This is a genomic window from Acidimicrobiia bacterium (assembly GCA_035948415.1).
Classification (GTDB): domain Bacteria; phylum Actinomycetota; class Acidimicrobiia; order IMCC26256; family PALSA-555; genus PALSA-555.
Genome location: DASZJD010000123.1, coordinates 1 through 18,029 on the forward strand (window position 1 = coordinate 1; position 18,029 = coordinate 18,029).

The 18,029-nt window shown below is 67.4% G+C and carries 19 protein-coding genes; 13 read left to right on the plus strand and 6 right to left on the minus strand.

Annotated elements, in window-relative coordinates; genetic code table 11:
- The 3 genes from VG869_16265 to VG869_16275 all read left to right on the plus strand — a co-directional run.
- A partial coding sequence (locus tag VG869_16265) for a hypothetical protein (protein HEV3452739.1) occupies nucleotides 1-1,103 on the plus strand: 1,103 nt, incomplete at its 5' end.
- Nucleotides 1,104-1,171: 68 nt separating this feature from the next.
- Nucleotides 1,172-1,984, plus strand: coding sequence for an enoyl-CoA hydratase/isomerase family protein (locus VG869_16270; GenBank protein HEV3452740.1), 813 nt, complete (start codon nucleotides 1,172-1,174; stop codon nucleotides 1,982-1,984).
- Nucleotides 1,985-2,000: 16 nt separating this feature from the next.
- On the plus strand, nucleotides 2,001-2,813 hold the full coding sequence (locus VG869_16275) for a pyrimidine reductase family protein (protein ID HEV3452741.1): 813 nt from the start codon (nucleotides 2,001-2,003) through the stop codon (nucleotides 2,811-2,813).
- Here VG869_16275 and VG869_16280 read toward each other — a convergent pair.
- Genes VG869_16280 through VG869_16300 form a run of 5 tightly spaced genes read right to left on the minus strand, consistent with a single transcriptional unit; the run spans nucleotide 2,787 to nucleotide 6,570 of the window.
- Nucleotides 2,787-3,434, minus strand: a complete 648-nt coding sequence (locus VG869_16280) for a TetR/AcrR family transcriptional regulator (GenBank protein ID HEV3452742.1) — start codon at nucleotides 3,432-3,434, stop codon at nucleotides 2,787-2,789. The genes VG869_16275 and VG869_16280 overlap by 27 nt on opposite strands.
- Nucleotides 3,431-4,438 (minus strand): aldo/keto reductase, encoded by a 1,008-nt coding sequence (locus VG869_16285; protein ID HEV3452743.1) that lies wholly within the window; start codon nucleotides 4,436-4,438, stop codon nucleotides 3,431-3,433. The genes VG869_16280 and VG869_16285 overlap by 4 nt, the downstream gene beginning before the upstream one ends.
- Nucleotides 4,439-4,498: 60 nt before the next feature.
- Nucleotides 4,499-4,786: a hypothetical protein gene (locus tag VG869_16290; protein HEV3452744.1), complete on the minus strand. Its 288-nt coding sequence runs from the start codon at nucleotides 4,784-4,786 to the stop codon at nucleotides 4,499-4,501.
- Nucleotides 4,783-5,868 (minus strand): glycosyltransferase family 4 protein, encoded by a 1,086-nt coding sequence (locus VG869_16295; GenBank protein HEV3452745.1) that lies wholly within the window; start codon nucleotides 5,866-5,868, stop codon nucleotides 4,783-4,785. The genes VG869_16290 and VG869_16295 overlap by 4 nt, the downstream gene beginning before the upstream one ends.
- Before the next feature lie 21 nt (nucleotides 5,869-5,889).
- Nucleotides 5,890-6,570 (minus strand): hypothetical protein, encoded by a 681-nt coding sequence (locus VG869_16300; protein ID HEV3452746.1) that lies wholly within the window; start codon nucleotides 6,568-6,570, stop codon nucleotides 5,890-5,892.
- A gap of 584 nt (nucleotides 6,571-7,154) precedes the next feature.
- Between VG869_16300 and VG869_16305 the strand changes: the two genes are divergently transcribed.
- The 7 genes from VG869_16305 to VG869_16335 all read left to right on the plus strand — a co-directional run bounded on the left by VG869_16305 (nucleotide 7,155) and on the right by VG869_16335 (nucleotide 14,798).
- Nucleotides 7,155-8,333, plus strand: a complete 1,179-nt coding sequence (locus tag VG869_16305; GenBank protein ID HEV3452747.1) for a hypothetical protein — start codon at nucleotides 7,155-7,157, stop codon at nucleotides 8,331-8,333.
- Nucleotides 8,314-8,667, plus strand: a complete 354-nt coding sequence (locus VG869_16310) for a hypothetical protein (protein ID HEV3452748.1) — start codon at nucleotides 8,314-8,316, stop codon at nucleotides 8,665-8,667. The genes VG869_16305 and VG869_16310 overlap by 20 nt, the downstream gene beginning before the upstream one ends.
- Nucleotides 8,668-8,924: 257 nt before the next feature.
- Complete coding sequence (locus VG869_16315; protein HEV3452749.1) at nucleotides 8,925-9,701, plus strand: enoyl-CoA hydratase-related protein; 777 nt, start codon at nucleotides 8,925-8,927, stop codon at nucleotides 9,699-9,701.
- Nucleotides 9,702-10,559: 858 nt separating this feature from the next.
- Entirely contained in the window at nucleotides 10,560-12,041 is a 1,482-nt protein-coding gene (locus VG869_16320) for a hypothetical protein (GenBank protein ID HEV3452750.1), read from the plus strand.
- A gap of 33 nt (nucleotides 12,042-12,074) precedes the next feature.
- Nucleotides 12,075-13,685: an acyl-CoA carboxylase subunit beta gene (locus VG869_16325; protein ID HEV3452751.1), complete on the plus strand. Its 1,611-nt coding sequence runs from the start codon at nucleotides 12,075-12,077 to the stop codon at nucleotides 13,683-13,685.
- 116 nt (nucleotides 13,686-13,801) lie between these two features.
- A complete protein-coding gene (locus VG869_16330) occupies nucleotides 13,802-14,020 on the plus strand; it encodes a biotin/lipoyl-binding carrier protein (protein HEV3452752.1) in 219 nt (72 codons plus the stop codon).
- A gap of 1 nt (nucleotide 14,021) precedes the next feature.
- Nucleotides 14,022-14,798, plus strand: a complete 777-nt coding sequence (locus VG869_16335; protein HEV3452753.1) for an enoyl-CoA hydratase-related protein — start codon at nucleotides 14,022-14,024, stop codon at nucleotides 14,796-14,798.
- A gap of 52 nt (nucleotides 14,799-14,850) precedes the next feature.
- On the opposite strand, the gene VG869_16340 is transcribed toward VG869_16335, so the two are convergent.
- A complete protein-coding gene (locus VG869_16340; protein HEV3452754.1) occupies nucleotides 14,851-15,723 on the minus strand; it encodes a class E sortase in 873 nt (290 codons plus the stop codon).
- 125 nt (nucleotides 15,724-15,848) lie between these two features.
- Between VG869_16340 and ccmA the strand changes: the two genes are divergently transcribed.
- Genes ccmA through ccsA form a run of 3 tightly spaced genes read left to right on the plus strand, consistent with a single transcriptional unit; the run spans nucleotide 15,849 to nucleotide 17,979 of the window.
- The gene (gene ccmA / locus VG869_16345) at nucleotides 15,849-16,547 is read left to right on the plus strand and encodes a heme ABC exporter ATP-binding protein CcmA (protein HEV3452755.1); all 699 of its coding nucleotides are present in this window, start codon (nucleotides 15,849-15,851) and stop codon (nucleotides 16,545-16,547) included.
- Nucleotides 16,544-17,218, plus strand: a complete 675-nt coding sequence (locus VG869_16350; protein HEV3452756.1) for a heme exporter protein CcmB — start codon at nucleotides 16,544-16,546, stop codon at nucleotides 17,216-17,218. Before ccmA ends, VG869_16350 begins: the two co-directional genes overlap by 4 nt.
- Nucleotides 17,215-17,979 (plus strand): cytochrome c biogenesis protein CcsA, encoded by a 765-nt coding sequence (ccsA, locus tag VG869_16355; protein ID HEV3452757.1) that lies wholly within the window; start codon nucleotides 17,215-17,217, stop codon nucleotides 17,977-17,979. Before VG869_16350 ends, ccsA begins: the two co-directional genes overlap by 4 nt.
- Nucleotides 17,980-18,029 lie beyond the last annotated feature (50 nt).

Sequence of the window (18,029 nt, forward strand, 5' to 3'; positions counted from 1 at the left end):
TGGAGATCCCCGCCCGCTACGGCGTCCGCCAGCCGGTGGGGGACAGCGTCGGCCCCGGTGGCATCAGCCGCGCGCTGCGCAGCGTCCCGGTGCTGCTGCGCATCGCTCAGCAGGTGGCGCGACGCTGCCCCGACGCGCTGCTGCTGAACGTGACGAACCCGCTCTCGGCCCTGTGCCGCGTCGTGACCCGCGAGACCGCGGTCCGCACCGTCGGCCTCTGCAACGAGGTGGTCGGTCTGCAGTTCGTCACCAGCCTCCTCCTCGACGCCGACCTCCGCCGGGTGGACCCGGTGGTGGCCGGGGTCAACCACCTCCCCCTCGTCACGGCCCTGCGCGTCGACGGCGACGACGGGTTCGCGCGCCTCCGGGCCCTGCTCGAGGACGAGGAAGCTCAGCGCCAGCCGCTCTGGATGAAGCCCCCGGCGGGGATGCACTACCAGAAGGTCAGTTCGGGCCCCACTTGGACGAAGGCCGACGTCATCGCTGGGAACCGGCTCAAGCTGGAGTTGTTCCGACGGTTCGGCGTCCTGCCGGGCTCGTCGGACACCCACGTCGGCGAGTTCTTCCCGGGCTTCGTGACCGCCGCCTCCGACTTCGGGCGCGACTGGTCGGTGCACCACTACGGGCTCCAGGGCCACATCGCCGACAAGCGCGCCGACGAGCAGGAGGTCGCCGAGCTGCTGGCCAGCGACGAGGTGAGCCCGCATCCCTCCGGCGAGCTCGTGGCACCGCTGCTCGACTCGATCGTGCGCCAGGCGCCCCGGCCGCTGCCCGTCAACCTCCCGAACGCGGGCCAGGTTCAGAACCTCGACGAGGGCACGGTCGTCGAGTGCATCGGCCTCGCCCAGGCCGGTGAGGTCGTCCCGCGCGACTCGGTCGACGTGCCGTCGATCCTGGGCGAGCAGCTGCGCCGCGTCGCCGTCGCCGAGGAGCTCACGGTCGAGGCGGCCCTCAGCGGGAGCCGGACCACGGTCCTCGAGGCCATGCTGGCCGACCCCATGGCCGGGCGGCTGCCCTACGAGCACGTCGTCGCGATGACCGACGAGCTCCTCGCTGCCACCAGGCCCTGGCTCCCGCAGTTCGCCGGTGACCAGCCGGGCTGACCGGCCGCCATCGCGGACGCCCGGCGGAGGAGCGGCGTGACCCGCCCCGTGTCACCGGACGTCAGCGCGTGACCGACCGCTTCGCGGCGTTCGAGTCGCTCGACTTCGACCGACCCGACCCGGGGGTGCTGCGGATCACGCTCGCCGGCCCCGGGCTCAACGCCGTGAGCCCCCGCATGCATCGCGACCTGGCCTCGGTGTGGCCGGCGGTCGACGACGACCCGGCCACGGCCGCGGTCGTGGTGCGGGGCGCGGGCGAGGCCTTCTCGGCCGGCGGCAGCTTCGAGCTCATCGACGAGGTCGCCGAGAGCCACGACGCCCGCCTCCGGGTGATGCGCGAGACCCGCGACCTCGTCGTGCGCATGCTCGAGTGCTCGAAGCCGATCGTCTCCGCGATCCGGGGTCCCGCGGTCGGTGCCGGGCTCGCGGTCGCGCTGCTCGCCGACATCTCCGTCGCGAGCCGCGCCGCCCGGCTCCTCGACGGTCACACGCGCCTGGGCGTGGCCGCCGGCGACCACGCCGTGCTGGTCTGGCCGCTGCTGTGCGGCATGGCGAAGGCGAAGTACCTGCTGCTCAGCTCGAAGACCGTGAGCGGCGAGGAGGCGGAGCGGATCGGCCTGGTCTCGCTGTGCGTCGACGACGACGACGTGGACGAGACGGCGCTCCAGGTGGCGCGAGAGCTCGCCGCCGGCTCCTCGAGCGCCATCCGGCTGACGAAGCTCGCCCTGAACGAGTGGTATCGAACCTTCACCCCCGCCTTCGACGCCTCGCTCGCCTACGAGTTCCTCGGCTTTGGCGGCACCGACATCCACGAGGGCATCGCGGCCGTGCGCGAGCGCCGGCGGCCGCGGTTCTCCGGCCCGGCCACGCCGGAGGGATGAGCGGTCACCGGTCGGCATGCCTCCGCCCGCGTCCTCGCCCGACCAGCCGATCCTCCGGGAGCTCTTCCCGGTGCCGGGGGACGCCGACCTCCACGCCCTCTACCGGCCGACGCTCACTGCAACGCACGACCGCCACGTGCGCGTGAACATGATCTCGAGCGTCGACGGCGGCTCGTCGCGCGCCGGCACCTCGGGGTCGCTCGGCGGCACCGCCGACCGGCTCGTGTTCACGGCCATCCGCTCGTTCGCCGATGTCATCGTCGTCGGGGCCGGCACCATGCGCGCCGAGGGCTACGGGCCGGCGCGCCTCGGCGATCCCGACCGGCGGGCTCGCGTCGAGCGCGGCCAGTCGCCGGTGCCACCGATCGCCGTGGTCACCCAGCGCGTGGACCTCGACTGGGCCGCACCGTTCTTCGCCGCCGCCGAGGCCGCGCCGCTCATCGTCACCGCCGCGGCGTCACGCACGCGGGTGCCGGCCGAGGCGCCGGTCGCCGCCGTGCTCCTCGCGGGGACCGACCGGGTCGACCTCACGTCGGCGCTCGCCGAGCTGTCCCAGCGGGGGTACCGCCGGGTCCTCGTCGAGGGCGGCCCCACGATCAACGGCGAGCTCGCGGCCGCGGACGCCGTCGACGAGCTGTGCCTCACCGTGGCACCGACGCTGCTCGGCGGCCCGAGCTCGAGGATCGTCCGCAGCGGCGACGAAGGACCGGCCCCGGCCATGCGCCTGGAGTCGGTCGTCACCGCCGACGGGTTCCTGTTCCTCCGCTACGGGCGCGAGCGCCCGCCCGCGCCGCCGTCCGGGTCAGGGCGTCCCGACGCCGCCGGATGACGACGCGTGCTGGGCCGGCTCGTCGGCCCGGATGCCGCGCAGGCCGAACCAGGCGAGCTCCGAGACCCACCGCGCCAGCTGCTCCGGCTCCGGGCCGGCCCCTCCGTCGGTCAGGGTGTCGCGGCTCGTCGCCTCGGCGACCCCGATCAACGCGTGCGCGAGCACCCTGCGGTGCTCGGGGGTGCCCTCGATCTCGATGAGGAGGCTGATGACTCCGGCGATCTGGTCGAGCAGGCGCTCGATGACGTCGGCGAACTCGGGGTCATTCCGAGCCGAGGCGCCGAACAGCAGCCGGAACGCGGCCTCGTTGCGGCTCGTGAACCAGAAGTAGGAGGCGAAGCCGGCCTCGACCCGCTCCCGGCCCGACTGGACCGCGGCGGTGGCCCGCTCGAGCTCACCGAGCAGGCGCTGGCCGAGGTCCCCGAGCAGCTCGACGAACAGCGCCCGCTTCGACGGGAAGTGCTGGTAGAGGACGGGCTTCGTGACGCCCGCCGCGGCGGCGATGTCGTCCATCGCGGTGGCGTGGAACCCTCGGTCGGCGAACACCGTGCAGGCCACGTCGAGGATCTGCTGGCGGCGCCGCTCGGCCGGCAGACGGGTCGTGACCGGGCGACCGGTCATGCGCTGGACTTCAAGGGCATCTGGTACCGGTCGACGTGATCGAAGTTGCGGTCCCACAGCTGGTCGAGCCGGGCCTTGTCCTCGAGCGTGAGTGGCCGGTCGGACGCGGCCGCGTACTCCCGCACCTCCTCGACGGTCACGCACGTGGGGAGCACGGTGGTGAACGCGGGGTTGGCGAGGATGCCGGCGATGGCCGCCTGCGCCATGGTCCGCTCCCCGTCATCCCAGAGGAAGGTGAGGGTCTCGGCCTTCTCGAAGTTGTCCAGCATGTTGTCTCGGTTTCGGTGGGCGCGATGGTCGTCGGCGGCGAACACCGTGTCGCGGTCGATCTTGCCCGAGAGCACGTCCGACGCGTGCGGCACGCGAGCGATGAGACCGACCCGGCCCTCGGTCACGCTCGGCTCGGCGGCGAAGGTCAGTCCAGGCTCCTGCTCCAGCACGTTGAACACCGTCTGCAGCGACGCGATCGGGCGCCGCCGCAGCGATTCCAGGCCCTCCTGCACCCATCCGATCGCGGGGCCGAGGGCCACCCCGAGCTCGCGCACCTTCCCCTCGTCTCGGAGGCCCTCGAGCACCGCCCACAGCTCGTCGTCGAGGATCGGGTCCAGCCGGGCGTTGTGGAGCTGGTACAGGTCGACGTAGTCGGTGCCGAGCCGCCGGAGGGACGCCTCGAGCTGGCCGCGGATCGACGCCGGACGCCAGTCCTGGGGACGCTCGGACTGGCCGGGATGCTGGCGGGGGGCGTCGATGTCGTAGCCGCACTTCGTCGTGAGGACGATCTCCTCGCGGTGGGCCGCGAGCAGCCCGGCCAGCAGCGATTCCCCGACGCCGTCGCGGCCGTAAACGGGCGCGGTGTCGAAGAAGGTGACGCCGGCGTCCAGGGCCGCGTGCAGCAGCCCGTCCTTGTCGTCGACCCGGCCCCACCAGTCGCTGGCAAGGGTCCAGGTTCCGAACCCGACCTCGGAGACCATGAGCTCCGAAGCCCCGAACCGGCGGTATCGCACGGCGGTCTCCTCCAGCTGGCGACTGATCGAGGCTAGATGCTGTCGCGACACATCGACGAACTAGCCCTCGGTCGGCTCGCGCTCCGGCGGACGGCGCCGCGCCGCGTCCTCACGCTCGGCTGCCCGCAGGCCGTAGCTCAGCACGATCGGAACCGGCAGCACCGCGATCGAGACGATCAGGGCCGCCACGGTCGCCACGACGGACCAGTTCGGGAACCCCGTGCTGGCGCCGACGACGAACGCGACGACGGCCAGGGCCATGGCGCCGTACCCGAGGCGCTGCGCGATCGTCACGAGGCGCCGGATGCGGGCGCGCCGAGCCACGATCGGGTCGTGCGTCTCGCTCACCAGCGGTCCCAACCTACCTGGGCGAACGCCTGCGCCAACCGGCCCGGCAGCCGAGCCAAGGAGAGCTCCCGGCCGACGATCTGATGGTTGCGTCGGAGGACCTCGAGGTCGGGATGCTCGACGAAGGAGGCGACGGCCAAAGCGTCTCCGATCGGCAGCACCTCCACGCCGAGGGCCAGCAGCTCGCTCAGCACGGGGTAGGGGGCGCAGGCGACCGGGCGCTCGGCGAGCATCGCTTCGGCCACCGGGTTGCCGAAGCCCTCCCAGCTCGAGGGCATCACGACGAGGTCGGCCGCCGCGTACACGTCGGCGACGCGCTCGGTTCGACCTCTCGTGACCGGCACGGTGGCGCCTGCAAGGATCCGCTCGACCTCGGGGCCGTAGCCGTCCTCGTCTGGCCCCGTGAGCCAGTACCGCGTGCTGACCGACGGGTTTGCGTCGGCCAGCTGAGCAGCGAGCCCGAGCCCGGCGCGGATCCCTTTCCGTGGAATGGCCCGCGTGGGTTGGACGACGACTTGCTCGTCCTCGCCTAACCCCAGCCGTCGACGGGTGCCGTCTCGGTCCCCTGGTGCCGGCTCTGGGTCGAAGGCGTTCCGGATGGTGACGGCCTCGATCCCGCGCTCAGCGAGCGTGGCCCGGGCGTGGTCGCTGATTGTGACGTGGAGCGCCCCCGGCAGCGGCGGAGGCAGGCCGGGCGCCGGGGTGAGCTCGGGTCGTTCCCACGGGAGGTCGTGGTGGTGAAGCACGATCCGGCCCGGGAATCGCGCCAGCACCGCGGCGGCACCCGTTGCTGCGCTCGCATTCACGGGCAGGGAGAGCAGGTTCTCCACGACGACGACGTCGGCGCCAGCGATCGCCGCGTCCAGGGCGTCGAAGTCGGCTGAGACGGACACGTCGGCGCCGATCCGCAGGAAGGGCAGCGGCGTGTCGTCCCTCCGGCCCCCGTCTTCGAGCTCACCGGCGACGCGCCGGGTCTCGAAGCCGAGGGATCGCAGCGCCCACTCCCACTTCCGCGCCTCGACCGAGACGCCATCGGCGCCACCCAGCCGGTAGGAGAGCAAGACGGCGACCGGAGTCCTCACGACTCCGATTCTGTGCCCCGATCAGGCCAGGGGATGATCGCCCGGGAGATAAGGGAGGCGCCGGTTGACGGCGTCAAGGACGGCGCGGACGGCGCCGAGGTCCGGCGACTGCCGGGCGAGCGCGGCGCCGACCAGCTCGAACTCGTGCGGCGGATCAAGGTGGATGAGGGTCACCGCGACCACATCGTGGCTTCCGACCCGAGCCACGGACGCATCTTCAACCTCGAGCGCCTGGGCACCGTCGTGCAACTGTCGAAGCGCGTCGAGTGTCGCCGAAGCAACCAGGCGCAGCCGGGTCGCGCTGGCCGCCGAGCCCTCGGCGTAGCCGGTCGCCTCCAGGTCGCCCGATGAGAGGGTGATCCGGATCGTCGCACGACGGGTGTCGACCTGGGACTGGATCGCACCGATCGTCGTTCGGGCCAGGTCGGGCTTCGGCAGCTCACCCGGGCTCTCCCCCGTAGGGCCCAGCTGCACGACCGAGACGATTCGCCGATCGATATCCACGCCGAACGAGGCGAGAGCGACCGATTGCACGTCACGCACGACCTGCTTCGGGTGTTTCCCTGGATGTGCCAGCACGTGCACCTCGAGGGGGCGACCCAGCGAGTCAGCGACAATTCGACACGCCACCACGCCGGGAAGACGGGTGATCTCGTGTTCGATCGCTTGGGTGTCGACGCCAGCGATCTCCTGGTCGGCCATCACCCTGCCTTCGCATGCCCAACCACTTGAAATCGAAGATTACGGAATCGAGGGACACGGGCCGCGGATGCCTCTGTGGCTGGCCGAGTCTCAGGAATGCTTGCGTGGATGAAAGGAGTCGATGAAACTGACGTGACCTAAGTTCGTTGAGGGGCCGCAGTCCTGATGGGAGCGAAGCCGAACGGTGACCGATTGAGGGATTGGGCGCGCGGAGCCTCAAGCACTAAACCCTTGATGAGTCCGAAGGCGAATGCGAAGCTAACGGGCCCTCTACACGTGGGGAGGGGTAGCAATGAGGAAAATGGTTGCGCGTGGAGCGCTAATCGGATGCGGCTTGGTCGCGATTGTGCTCGCGGGAGGAGCAAGCCGAATCTGGAAGTAGCGAGAAGAGGTCGGAAAGAACTCGACCCCGGATCAGTCGATCTGGAGTCTATGGGTCAAACGGCTCGGACGGTGGCGGTCTGCCGCCAAAGTGTCTACTCGGTCCACCCATCTTCTATTGGATCGCCACCGCCACTTGCCGTTCTGCTGCGGTACGGACGCCCTCAGTCCACGACGGCTCCCTCAAGCTGGCTGAATGCGACATGCTGAAGCGCGCGCCGCAGTCTCTTGCTCTAACTGCCGCAGGCGGAGCTGCCGCAGTCGTCGCGCTCTTGGTCGGAGCCAGTCATCAAGTCCTCGACCTGGTCGTCATTGGCACCGCGCTTGTCGTTGGCGATCTCTTCGATCTTCGGCCGGCGGGCCGCGCAAGCATTCCAGTGGGCTTCGCAGTCGTTGTTGTATTGTTGCGTGCCGCTACACCGCGAGAATTCATCACGGTCATCTTCGTAACGGCAGTGGTGGCAGCAGCGCTACGTGCGGAGCCACAGCTAATTGGAGCGCGCGTTTTCCTCCTAACCGAGATCCTGACGGCAGGGCTACTCGCCGGTGCAGTCTTCCGTGTCATCCTCGGATCGACGAGCGCAAATTCGAGAATCGGCGTGCTATCGGCTCTCGCTGGGGCCGCGATTGCACAGATACTCGTTATCGATCTCGTCGCATTCCAAAGGGACCATCGATTGGCCGCCGTCGGACGCCGGGGTGCCGACGTTGCGGTGGTTACGAGCGGCATCTTGATGGCCGTCGGCTACGGCGGCTTGGGAGGTCAAGGTCGGCTCGGTCTCTGGGGTCCCTTGCTATTCTCGATTCCCCTCTTCGCCGCTTGGTATTCATTCGAGTTGCTCAGACGGACTCGCCGCACGTTTCGTCAAACGGTTCGCGCCCTGGGTATCGCTCCTGAGCTTGGCGGCTTAACAAGGTCGGGCCATATCGAACGCGTCGCCACCCTCTCTGTATCGCTAGGTCAGGAGCTAGGGGTGACGGCTGGTCAACTCGAGGACCTGGAGACGGCGGCCTGGCTCCACCACCTCGGAGCCGTGTGCATCGATGATCCGACTCCCGGTGAGCAACCCGATGCAATGGAAGTGGCTCGCGCCGGTGCAAAAATGTTGCGCACGAGCCACGCGCTAGCGAGCGCCGGCGACATTGTGGCTTCGGAGCCCAGTCTGCACCGGCCGCCGCATCTCGATTCGGAGCCGGCGTCGGCTCTCCTCGGCCAGATACTGAAAGTCGCCAGCGCCTACGACGAGCTAACTGAAGGTGACGATGCGCACGCTTCATGGGCTGTTGAGGCGCTTTTCACTGGCCCGGCCTATGTCTATGACGGGCGAGTCCTGACTGCGCTCGAGCGGGTTCTCTCGAAGCGTGGCCATCTTTCGAGATGAGCATCGGCGTTCGAGCTCGGCGACTCGCGTAGTAAGCGAGTTCACAGATGCCGACCGATATCACCAGGTCCCCGAACGAGACAATGGTGTCAAATGGCTTTGGGAACAGGATTCGGTCTCCGAGAAAGGAGAGCAGGTCACCTCCCATCGCTTGCCGATGCTTCACGGTCTGTTCAACGGGCTTGAAGATTCGATTGCCATGAGAATCGTTGCCGATCGGCTTTGTCGGCATCCCAAGATTCAATCCAATCACGAGCGCGTTCATTGCCACCCCGATCGCGATAACGCCGAAGCCGCGGGTCGCGATGTTGGATATGCAGAAGGCGAGAATTAACGCATACGACAACATCAAGAGCGCGTACCCGACCGTCTCGATCTGGTTACGCGGGAATGTGATGTACTCGAGCACCGCTTGAATGACGAGGCCAAGCAGCAGTAGCGGTGCTCCGAGCGGTCGGAGCGTTCCGATTTGCCTCGGGCTGCCGCGAGTAACGGCAACAACAAGACCAGCTGACAGAGCCGTGACTAAAAGAAGCCACACGCCTAACGGTATCGACCTTCGGGGTGGAGTGGATTGCATACGATCGCCCTATGGCTGACGTGCTGTACGAGGTTCGCAACTCAGTTGCCCGAATCACGATCAACCGACCGGATCGTCGCAACGCGATGTCTGCCGGGGTCCTGGACGGCCTGAACGAATCTCTCGATACCGCATCGCGCGACCAGTCGGTGAGAGTCGTCGTAATCGCTGGAGCTGGAGACCGCGCTTTTTCGGCGGGTGCTGACCTCGGCGGGATGGCGCCGGAAACGTCGATGATCAATGCACACGACGCGCGCGGCCTAATCGCGGCGATCTTTCGAAAGCTCTGGAAACTAAACAAGCCGTCGGTGGCTAGCGTGAGGGGTTTCGCGCTGGCGGGGGGTTTTGGACTGGCTTTGGCCTGCGACTTTGTCGTTGCAGCGTCTGATGCTCAGTTCGGGACACCAGAGATCAATGTGGGCCTCTGGCCTTACATGATCACTGTGCCGCTCCTGCGTTCGATGCCGCCCCGCTATGCCCTCGAACTAATGGCGACTGGTCGACGCGTGCAGGCGGATGAAGCGCAGCGCATCGGATTTGTGAACCGTGTAGTTGCGGTCGATGAATTGGATAGCACTGTTAACGAACTCGCGACCACACTTGCTTCCAAGTCGCCTCTCATCATGAGACTTGGCAGACAGTCCTTCTATCGGGTCCTTGGCATGGACGCCGACGCGGCGCTCGACTATCTCCAATCGATGCTCACCCTAACGGTCTCCAGTGATGACACTGCCGAGGGCCTTGCTGCGTTCGCCGACGGGCGTCAGCCGGAGTGGCGAGGAAGCTAAAAGAGACACCATCCAGCAGCACTCGTGACGCTTAAGTCGCACCTTTCTTTGTGCGACACCCGTAGTAATCGCGCTGATGGATCGCTAGTTTCCTCGCTAAGGGATGCCGCACCGGGGCGCGGCAGAGCGGGGGAGCGTATGACGAATCCGGGGGGGCCGGAATCGTCGGACGAGGGCCAATTAGCGACCCTCATCGCGCAGTATCGAGACGACGCCCTGCGGGTGGCTCGACGACTCGTACGGACTCAACATGAGGCTGAGGACCTGGCTCAAACAGCCATTCTGAACGTACTCCTGCGCGCAAACAACATTGAGGACACCGCAAACGTCAAGGCATACCTACTGGCATCTGTCCGCAACCTCTGGCGTAACCAGCTGCGCCAACAAGGCCGGCGACGCTTTGTCGGGGCCGACGCCGCTGACTCATTGCCCTCCAGCGATCTGGGCCCAGAGGAACAGGCACTGAATGCACTGGATGCGGCGCTGGCTCGGGCGGCCTTCTCATCGCTATCGGCAACCAGCCAACGGATCCTCGCTCTTCGCTACGTGGACGGCTTGGGATTCTCTGAACTCGCGGACCAGCTTGGAATATCAGAAGTCGCTGCGCGCCAACGAGCGCATCGAGCGCGAGAGGAACTCGTCGGAGCCTGCATCGAACGAACATCCCTCGTGGGTGATGTCGGGGCGTGTTCGTCCGTACGCTCACGACTCGGTCGCTATCTGCGAGGACGGTTAAGCCGAAAGTCCCGCGCTGCAATCGCGCTTCACCTCGGCGCCTGCGAGGCCTGCGAGCGGTGTTACAGAGAAGTGGTTGACCTATACGGGCATCTACTGATTCGGTCGGGGGAGTAGTCCCGAATGCGCGACCAAGAGACCGAGATAGTCGTTCAATCGACACGGAGTTCGAGCTCCCGGCAGTGGCGGCTTCGCGGTTGGGCTCTCGTAACGCTTGCCGCGTCGATCGTGAGTGCAGGATTCGGTCTCTCGTCGGCTCAAGCGATACCCATCGGAGTCTTCGTGGGACTCGGGGCCACTCTGGTTGCCGCCGAACACCGAGACCGGCTGTTCGGCGACGAAACGTCTGTCAGCGGCAGCATCGTTGTCGGGATGGCGGCGGTCGTCGCCTTCTCCAAGGGACCATGGTTGGCCGGACCGGTGCTCTGTGCCGCTATGGCTGGTCTCTACTGGCCGCACCTCCGGACGTTTGCGTTCTCGAGGGTGGCAATCAACGCCGCATCCATGGGCCTCGCAGCTGGCGCGGCCGCGTCGGTGTTTCATGCCACCGGCGTCAGCGCGATCGCGTTCGATGCTCCCTTCGTAGGGGCCGGCGTCCTCGCCCTCGTCGCTTTTTGGTTTGTGAACAGCACCGTTCTTGGCGTCGCAGTAGGCGTAATACAAGATCGAAGATGGTGGTCAGTCTCGCTGGAGCTTGTTAGGTCAGACCTGAGTCTGCTGCCGTTCGCTATGGCTGGCCTGATTGGCGGGTATCTCATCCTGCGGTCTGCGTTTTGGGTGGGCTGGCTCACACTCTTGCCGATCTTGCTACTCGTCGATCTCGTCGTCATTCGGAGGAGTGTGTATTGGTTCCGTGGTCACGTGCGAGCAATAGTCGCAACGCTGGCAGTGACTGCAGTCGTCACGTCTGCTTGGATCGATAAGCCGCACGTCGGTTACGCACTTCTTGTCGTGGTAGGGCTCGCCGTTGGCGGCGTCCTGTTGCTTGATCGCGCACGCACGGGTATTGCCTACGGACCCGAAGTTGTCTGCCTCGGTTGTGCAGCCGTCGAGTTTCATCGCAGCGCGCCCCTCTTCGCGCCGCTCGTAGTCGGACTGGCAACGGGCCTCGCGCTGGCAATCTGTGCCCGGAGGACTCACTCGATACTTGGAGATCCAAGTCGGGCCGCGCTAGCCGCGTTGGCAGTCGCGTGTGCCGGGAGCCTGCTTCCAGCCTTTCTTGGTGTGTCGCTCTATGGGTCGTTGCTCATCGGGCTGGCCAGCGGCTTGGCCGCATTGATCGGATGGCACGCGGTGCCGGCGCTGTCACTAGTTGCTGCGGTTGGTCGAAATGCTTGGCGGCCCGCCGCGGACCTTGTTCTTATCGATGCCGGCCTCTTCGTGACCGCAGGTCTAGGGGGCGCTCTTTGCGGCTGGGCGTCGCTCGAAGCCGGGCTTGCCGGCCTGACAGCGTCACTCTGTGTCGTTGAGTTCGCAATGGTGATGGTCAGCAATCGGCGCTTTCGCGAGCCAGCACATCGCGCGCTGACCGATGCCGCGCTCGAAGACGTCGTGCGGAGCGCGCTGCTGGACCTTCCGGCATCGCGGCTGCCAGACGACTTGTAGGGTTTTCGGTGCGGCACGTGCCAGGATGATCCTGTGAAAGACGATTCAAAGGCTGGTGCCAGGAACGCTCCGCCGGCTGCCGGCACCGAGCTTCATGACTGGGGGCCGCTCATTGCCGACCTAGAGCAGCGTCGAAGTCGTGCGCTTGACATGGGCGGCCCGGAGCCTGTCGCCCGCCAGCATTCACTCCACAAGCTCACGGTTCGAGAGCGACTTGATCTCTTGATTGACGCGGGTACCTGGGTTGAATACGGACAGCTCGCCGACAGCATGGATGCCAGCTACGAGGGGCGTTACCTGGCTGCCGACGGAGCCGTGACTGGAATCGGGCGGATCGACGGCCGACCCGTGGCCGTTGCCGCATATGACTTCACGGTGCTCGCCGGCTCGATGGGTCGAGTTGGCGAGCAGAAGATCAAGCGGATGCGCGAGTTGGCGATAAGGCAGCGGATCCCCATGGTCTGGCTTCTCGACTCAGCAGGAGCGCGGATACAAGCACAGAGCGGCTCGACCTTCGCGGGAATGGGCGACCTGTTCCGCGAGCAGGTGACGATGAGCGGCGTCGTTCCAATGGTGGCGGCGATGTTGGGTCATTGCGCGGCCGGCACTGCATACATCCCAGGGCTGGCCGATTTCGTGCCGATGGTGAAGGGGACGTCGTCCATGGCGCTTGGAGGTCGCCACCTGGTCAAGGCGGCAGTTGGCGAGGATGTGACCGAAGAGGAGATGGGCGGTTCCGCTGTCCACACCAAGATCTCAGGCTGCGCCGACCTCGAGGTCGCCGATGACCGTGAGTGCCTCGAGACCGTTCGCGAGTACCTGTCCTTCTTTCCATCGAACAATCGAGAGCAACCACCCGTCCGGGCCACAAGCGATTCGGTCGAGCGCCAGGTCAAGGAGCTGTACGACATCGTTCCGACGGCGCCACGTCGCGCTTACGACGCCAGACATGTTGTGCGGGCCGTCGTCGACGATGGGCACGCCTTCTGGATCAAGCCCGAATGGGCGAAGAATCTCGTGACGGCGCTGGCACGAATCGGAGGCCATCCAATCGGAGTGCTCGCGAACCAGCCGATGGTCCTCGGCGGCGCGCTGGACGTGAACGCGGCGGACAAGGCCGCCCGCTTTGTCTGGTTGTGCGATGCGTTCAACATCCCTCTCGTGTTCCTGCACGACGTTCCGGGCTTTATCGTCGGGTCGGCGGTGGAGCGCCAGGGCATCATCCGACACGGAGCAAAGATGCTCTTCGCGGTATCAGAGGCCACCGTGCCGAAGATCAGTGTCGTCATGCGAAAGAGCTACGGCGCCGGCTACTTCGTCATGAACGGGTTCGGCTATGAGCCCGACTACCTCGTCGCCTGGCCGACGGCTGAGATCGCAGTGATGGGTCCCGACGGGGCTGTCAACATCATCCACCGGAGGACACTCGAAGCGGTGCCGGAAGACCAGCGGGCTGAGAAACGCCTCGAGCTCGCGGAGGAGGTGCGGCGGAACATTGATCCCTTCGTTGCCGCGGGTCACGCCCTCGTCGACGACGTCATCGATCCTGCCGAGACCCGGGCTGCGATCTGGCGGGGTCTCGAGCTTTCGCGCGACAAGCAGATCGTCCGACCGTGGCGGAAGCACGGCGTGATGCCGGTCTGACGCTCCGACGACGCGCGTTCGTCGAACCCAGCGGTGCTCGTAGGGCCCGGCGCTCGTCTCGGGTCACGAGTCCTGAACAATCCGTGTCAGGATCGGGACGCTAACCTCCTGTCCCCGTGCACGAGATCCGCGCAGAGATCACCGCGAACGTGTGGCAGGTGCTCGTCGATGAGGGTCAGATGGTCGCCGAGGGCGATGAGATCGTCATCCTCGAATCGATGAAGATGGAGATCCCGGTAGCGACCGAAGTGCCGGGCGTGGTTCGCGAGTTGCACGTTCAGCCGGAGGACGTGGTCCAAGAAGGCGACCTCATCGCGCTTATCGACGAGTCATGACGTGCCAATCCGATGGGAACGCGACGATGACGTCGGGATCGCGGTTATCGATCGCCCGGAGCGCAGCAACGCCCTGAGCGCCGAACTGTGCGAAGAGCTGCACGGTCATCTCGACGCCGATGGCGATCTGCGCGCGGTCGTGATCACGGGTGCGGGCGACAGGGCGTTTTGCGCCGGCGCGGACCTGGCTCGCCGCAGATCTGATGTGGGGGTTCTCGGGCACGGAGGCGGGGACACCTTCCGCCCCGCGTTCGACGCGTTGCTGGCCTCCATCGTCGGCTACCCCAGCCCGGTGATTGCCGCCATCAATGGCACCGCCCTTGGTGCGGGGATGCAGCTCGCGGTGGCGTGTGATCTCCGTGTTGTCGCCGAACACGCGACCTTCGGGATCCCGTCCGGCCGGCTCGGTGTGCTGTTGAGCTCAACGAACATCTGGCGTCTCGCGACACTGGTCGGACAGGCGATGGCGCGAGATCTCTTGCTCACGGCGCGGATCCTCGACATTGAAGAGGCACACCGTGTCGGCCTCGTGCAGCGCCGCACCGACAACGCACTGGAGAGCGCCAAGGTGCTGGCCGCTGAGTTGACCGCGCTCGCTCCGTTGTCGAGCGTCGGGCACAAGCGGGCGCTCAACCTCGTTGCCGAGGCACACGCCCTCGCTCCGCCGGCCCGAGCAGAGATCGAATTGCTCGAAGCCGCGGCCTTCCGGAGTGCTGACCTGCAGGAGGGCCTTACCGCCTTTGCTGAGAAGCGCCGGCCGCACTTCCAGGGGGCGTGAGACGCCGGCGCGTCAGCGTCGCGACTGCTCACCGGATCCCGGCTCGGACGGCCTAGTAATTGGACGGCAGAACGCGCTCGAGATACGAGTAGAAGACGAACAGGGCGACGGCGAACGGGATGACACCGGCTAGCCAGTTCGTCCAGCGCGGATGCCGGTGAAACCCGAGCCACCACAGCCCGCCGATCAGAGCGGCGATGATCCCGGTGAGGACGGTCGGGAGCTTCGAGCCGGGATCGCCCGAGAGTCCGGTCTCGGCGAGCTTGCTTCGTCGTGGAAGCCCAACCGGTGGCGGCAGCGGCGCCGGACTGTCGAGGGCGGCCTTGACCACGAGACGCTGCGCGGCCGAGTACTTCGGGTTGCAGGTCGTGAGGGTCAGGGTCGCCGGCCGTGCAGGATCCGGGTCGAGAACGGCGACGTTGCTCGGATCGACGACCAGCTGCTGGAAGACACGGTACGTGAAGAAGCCCTGAAGCGTTCGCAGTCTGACCTCGTCACCCGTCGAGAGCTGATCGAGGTTGCCAAACGGAGCGCCGTAGGTCGTCCGGTGACCGGCGATCGCCGAGTTGCCCTGCTGTCCGGGCAGCGGCGTGGCTGGGTAGTGGCCCGGTCCCTTACGCAGGTCGTCGCGGCCTATTCCGTTGACGACGATGTCGTCCAGGCCGATCTTGGGGATCTGAATCCGCGCGACCGCGTCACCGGTCGGCGGCAGCGGCGGCGACAGGGTGGTCGTCGTCGTCGGCGTTGTCGGCGCCTTGGCCTTGGCCGACGCCTTATGGAGCGCGGCGTCGAACTGGTTCCGGAGTCGACTTTGCTGCTGGGACGTGTAGATGCCGGTGCCCCAGAGCTGGTACGCGACAAAGAGGAGGATGAGGATGCCCGCGGTCAGGAGGGTCCGACCGAGGGCGGCGGCGGCTCGGCGCAAGGCACTGATCCTACGATCGGAACAACGAGGGGTTGCGGTTCGCCGCCAGCACGGGGCTCTCCGTAGACTCACGACACCCGCTCTTCGGAGACGCTGTGCAGCCCGTCGTCCGCTTGCGTTCCGCCGTGTGCCTCCTCGGTCGCTTTCCGGCACTGGCCGGCGTGGACCTGGACGTCCTCGACGGGGAGGTGGTGCTGCTCTCCGGTGGGAACGGCGCCGGCAAGACGACCCTGCTGCGCTTGCTCGCCGGCCTCGTCCCTCTTCACTCCGGGACCGGGGAGGTGCTCGGACACGACCTCACCATCGACCGGCGGGCCCACCGACGCCTGGTTGGTCTCGTCGGGCATGAAACCGGCTGCTACGACGACCTCACCGTCACCGAGAACCTTCGGTTCGCCGCCCGGGCGGCCGGCGTCGAGGACCCGCACGAGCAGTCGGTGATCGACCAAGTCGGTCTCGGGCCGCTCGCCGACGTTGTCCATCGCAAGCTGTCCGCGGGACAGCGGCGACGCCTGGCGCTCGCGGTCGCACTCGTCCGCAACCCGCGTCTCCTGCTGCTCGACGAGCCGCACGCTGGACTCGACGCGGAGGGGCGGGCCACGCTCGACCAGGTGCTCGCGGGCGCGGCGGCGTGCGACCGTTCGATCGTGCTCGCTTCGCACGAGCTCGAACGAGCACGGCCTCTCGCCTCACGTGAGGTGGTGCTCACCGCCGGCCAGGCGCACGGCATCGCGCCGCAGCGCGCGCCCGACGCCCGAGAGCGCACCGACCCCGCGCCGGCGCGGCGACCCGAGCCGCAGGCCGGCGATCGGAGTCTGCGGTGAGCTTGCTCCAGGAGGCGATGCTCGTCGCGGGGAAAGACCTGCGGATCGAGGCCCGCTCGCGGGTCACGGCGCAGCAGATCCTGCCGTTTGGGCTCGTCGTCTTACTGCTGTTTGCCTTCGCGCTCGATCCGGACCGGGGGGTGCTCACACGAGTCGCCCCGGGCCTGTTCTGGGTCACCGTTCTGTTGGGCACCCTCTTGGCTGTCGGTCGTGCCTTCGCCATCGAGTCCGAGAACGGAGCCCGCGACGGCCTCCGGCTGACCGGGCTCGACAGCGCCGCGCTCTTCCTCGGCAAGGCAGGCGCCGTCGCTGTCGAGCTCGCGGCCCTCGAGGTCCTCTTGACGGCGGGCGTGGTCGTGCTCTTCAACGTCGGGTTGGCCGGCCTCGCGCCGTTGGTCCTGGCCACGCTGACCGCGACCGTCGGTCTGGCTGCCACCGGTACCCTCTACGGCGTCCTGGCCGCAGGGCTGCGCGTGCGCGAGACGCTGCTGCCGGTGCTCCTGCTACCGGTGGTCGCCCCCGTTCTCCTGGGGGCCAGCCGAGCGTGGGAGGCCGCCATCGACGGCGCCACGGGTGACGCGTGGCCCTGGGTCGCGCTGTTGGGGATCTTTGCCGTGCTGTTCACAGGCATCGGGATGCTGGCCTTCGGGCCGCTCCTGGAGGAGTCATGACGCTGCTGAATCCCAGGCTCAGCCGAGCGCTCGGTTGGCTCTCGCTGGCGGCCATCGCGGTGCTGGCCGTGTTCGGCCTCTGGGTCGCGCCTCCGGACCGGGTCCAGAGCGACGCTCAGCGGCTGATGTACCTCCACGTCCCGGCGGCCTGGATCGCGTACCTCGCATTCGGCATCACCGCGTTGGCATCGGCGCTGTACCTCTGGCGGCGCACCCGCTCGCCGGTCTGGGACCGGCTCGCCGGCGCCTCGGCGGAGCTCGGCGTCGTGTTCACCGGCCTCACGCTCGTCCTGGGGTCGCTGTGGGGCCGACCCGTGTGGGGGGTGTGGTGGGCGTGGGACGCCCGGCTCGTCACCACCGCGGTGCTGTTCTTCCTCTATGTCGGCTACCTGGCGCTGCGGCGGGTGCCCACCTCGCTCGAGGCGCGAGCCAAGCGGAGCGCGATCGCCGCCCTCGTCGCGTTCGTGGACGTGCCGATCGTCCACTTCTCGGTTGACTGGTGGCGGACCCTCCATCAGCAGGCCACGGTTTTCACCCCCAGCCTGAACGCCCACATCCACGGCGTGATGGCGTTCACGCTCTGGTGGGGCGTCCTCGCCTTCACCCTCCTCTTCGTGTACCTCCTGGACCGGCGTTACCGGCTCGAGGCGCTCGAGGAAAACATCGAAGCCCGGGAGCTCGAGCGCGCGATCGAGGAACGGCTCCACGGCGCCGGCATGACCGCGCCACCGGAGCAGATCGAAGTGGGAGCCGGCCGATGAAGTTCGCCGAGTACGTGATCGGTGGCTGGGCGCTGACCGGTGGCGTCTTG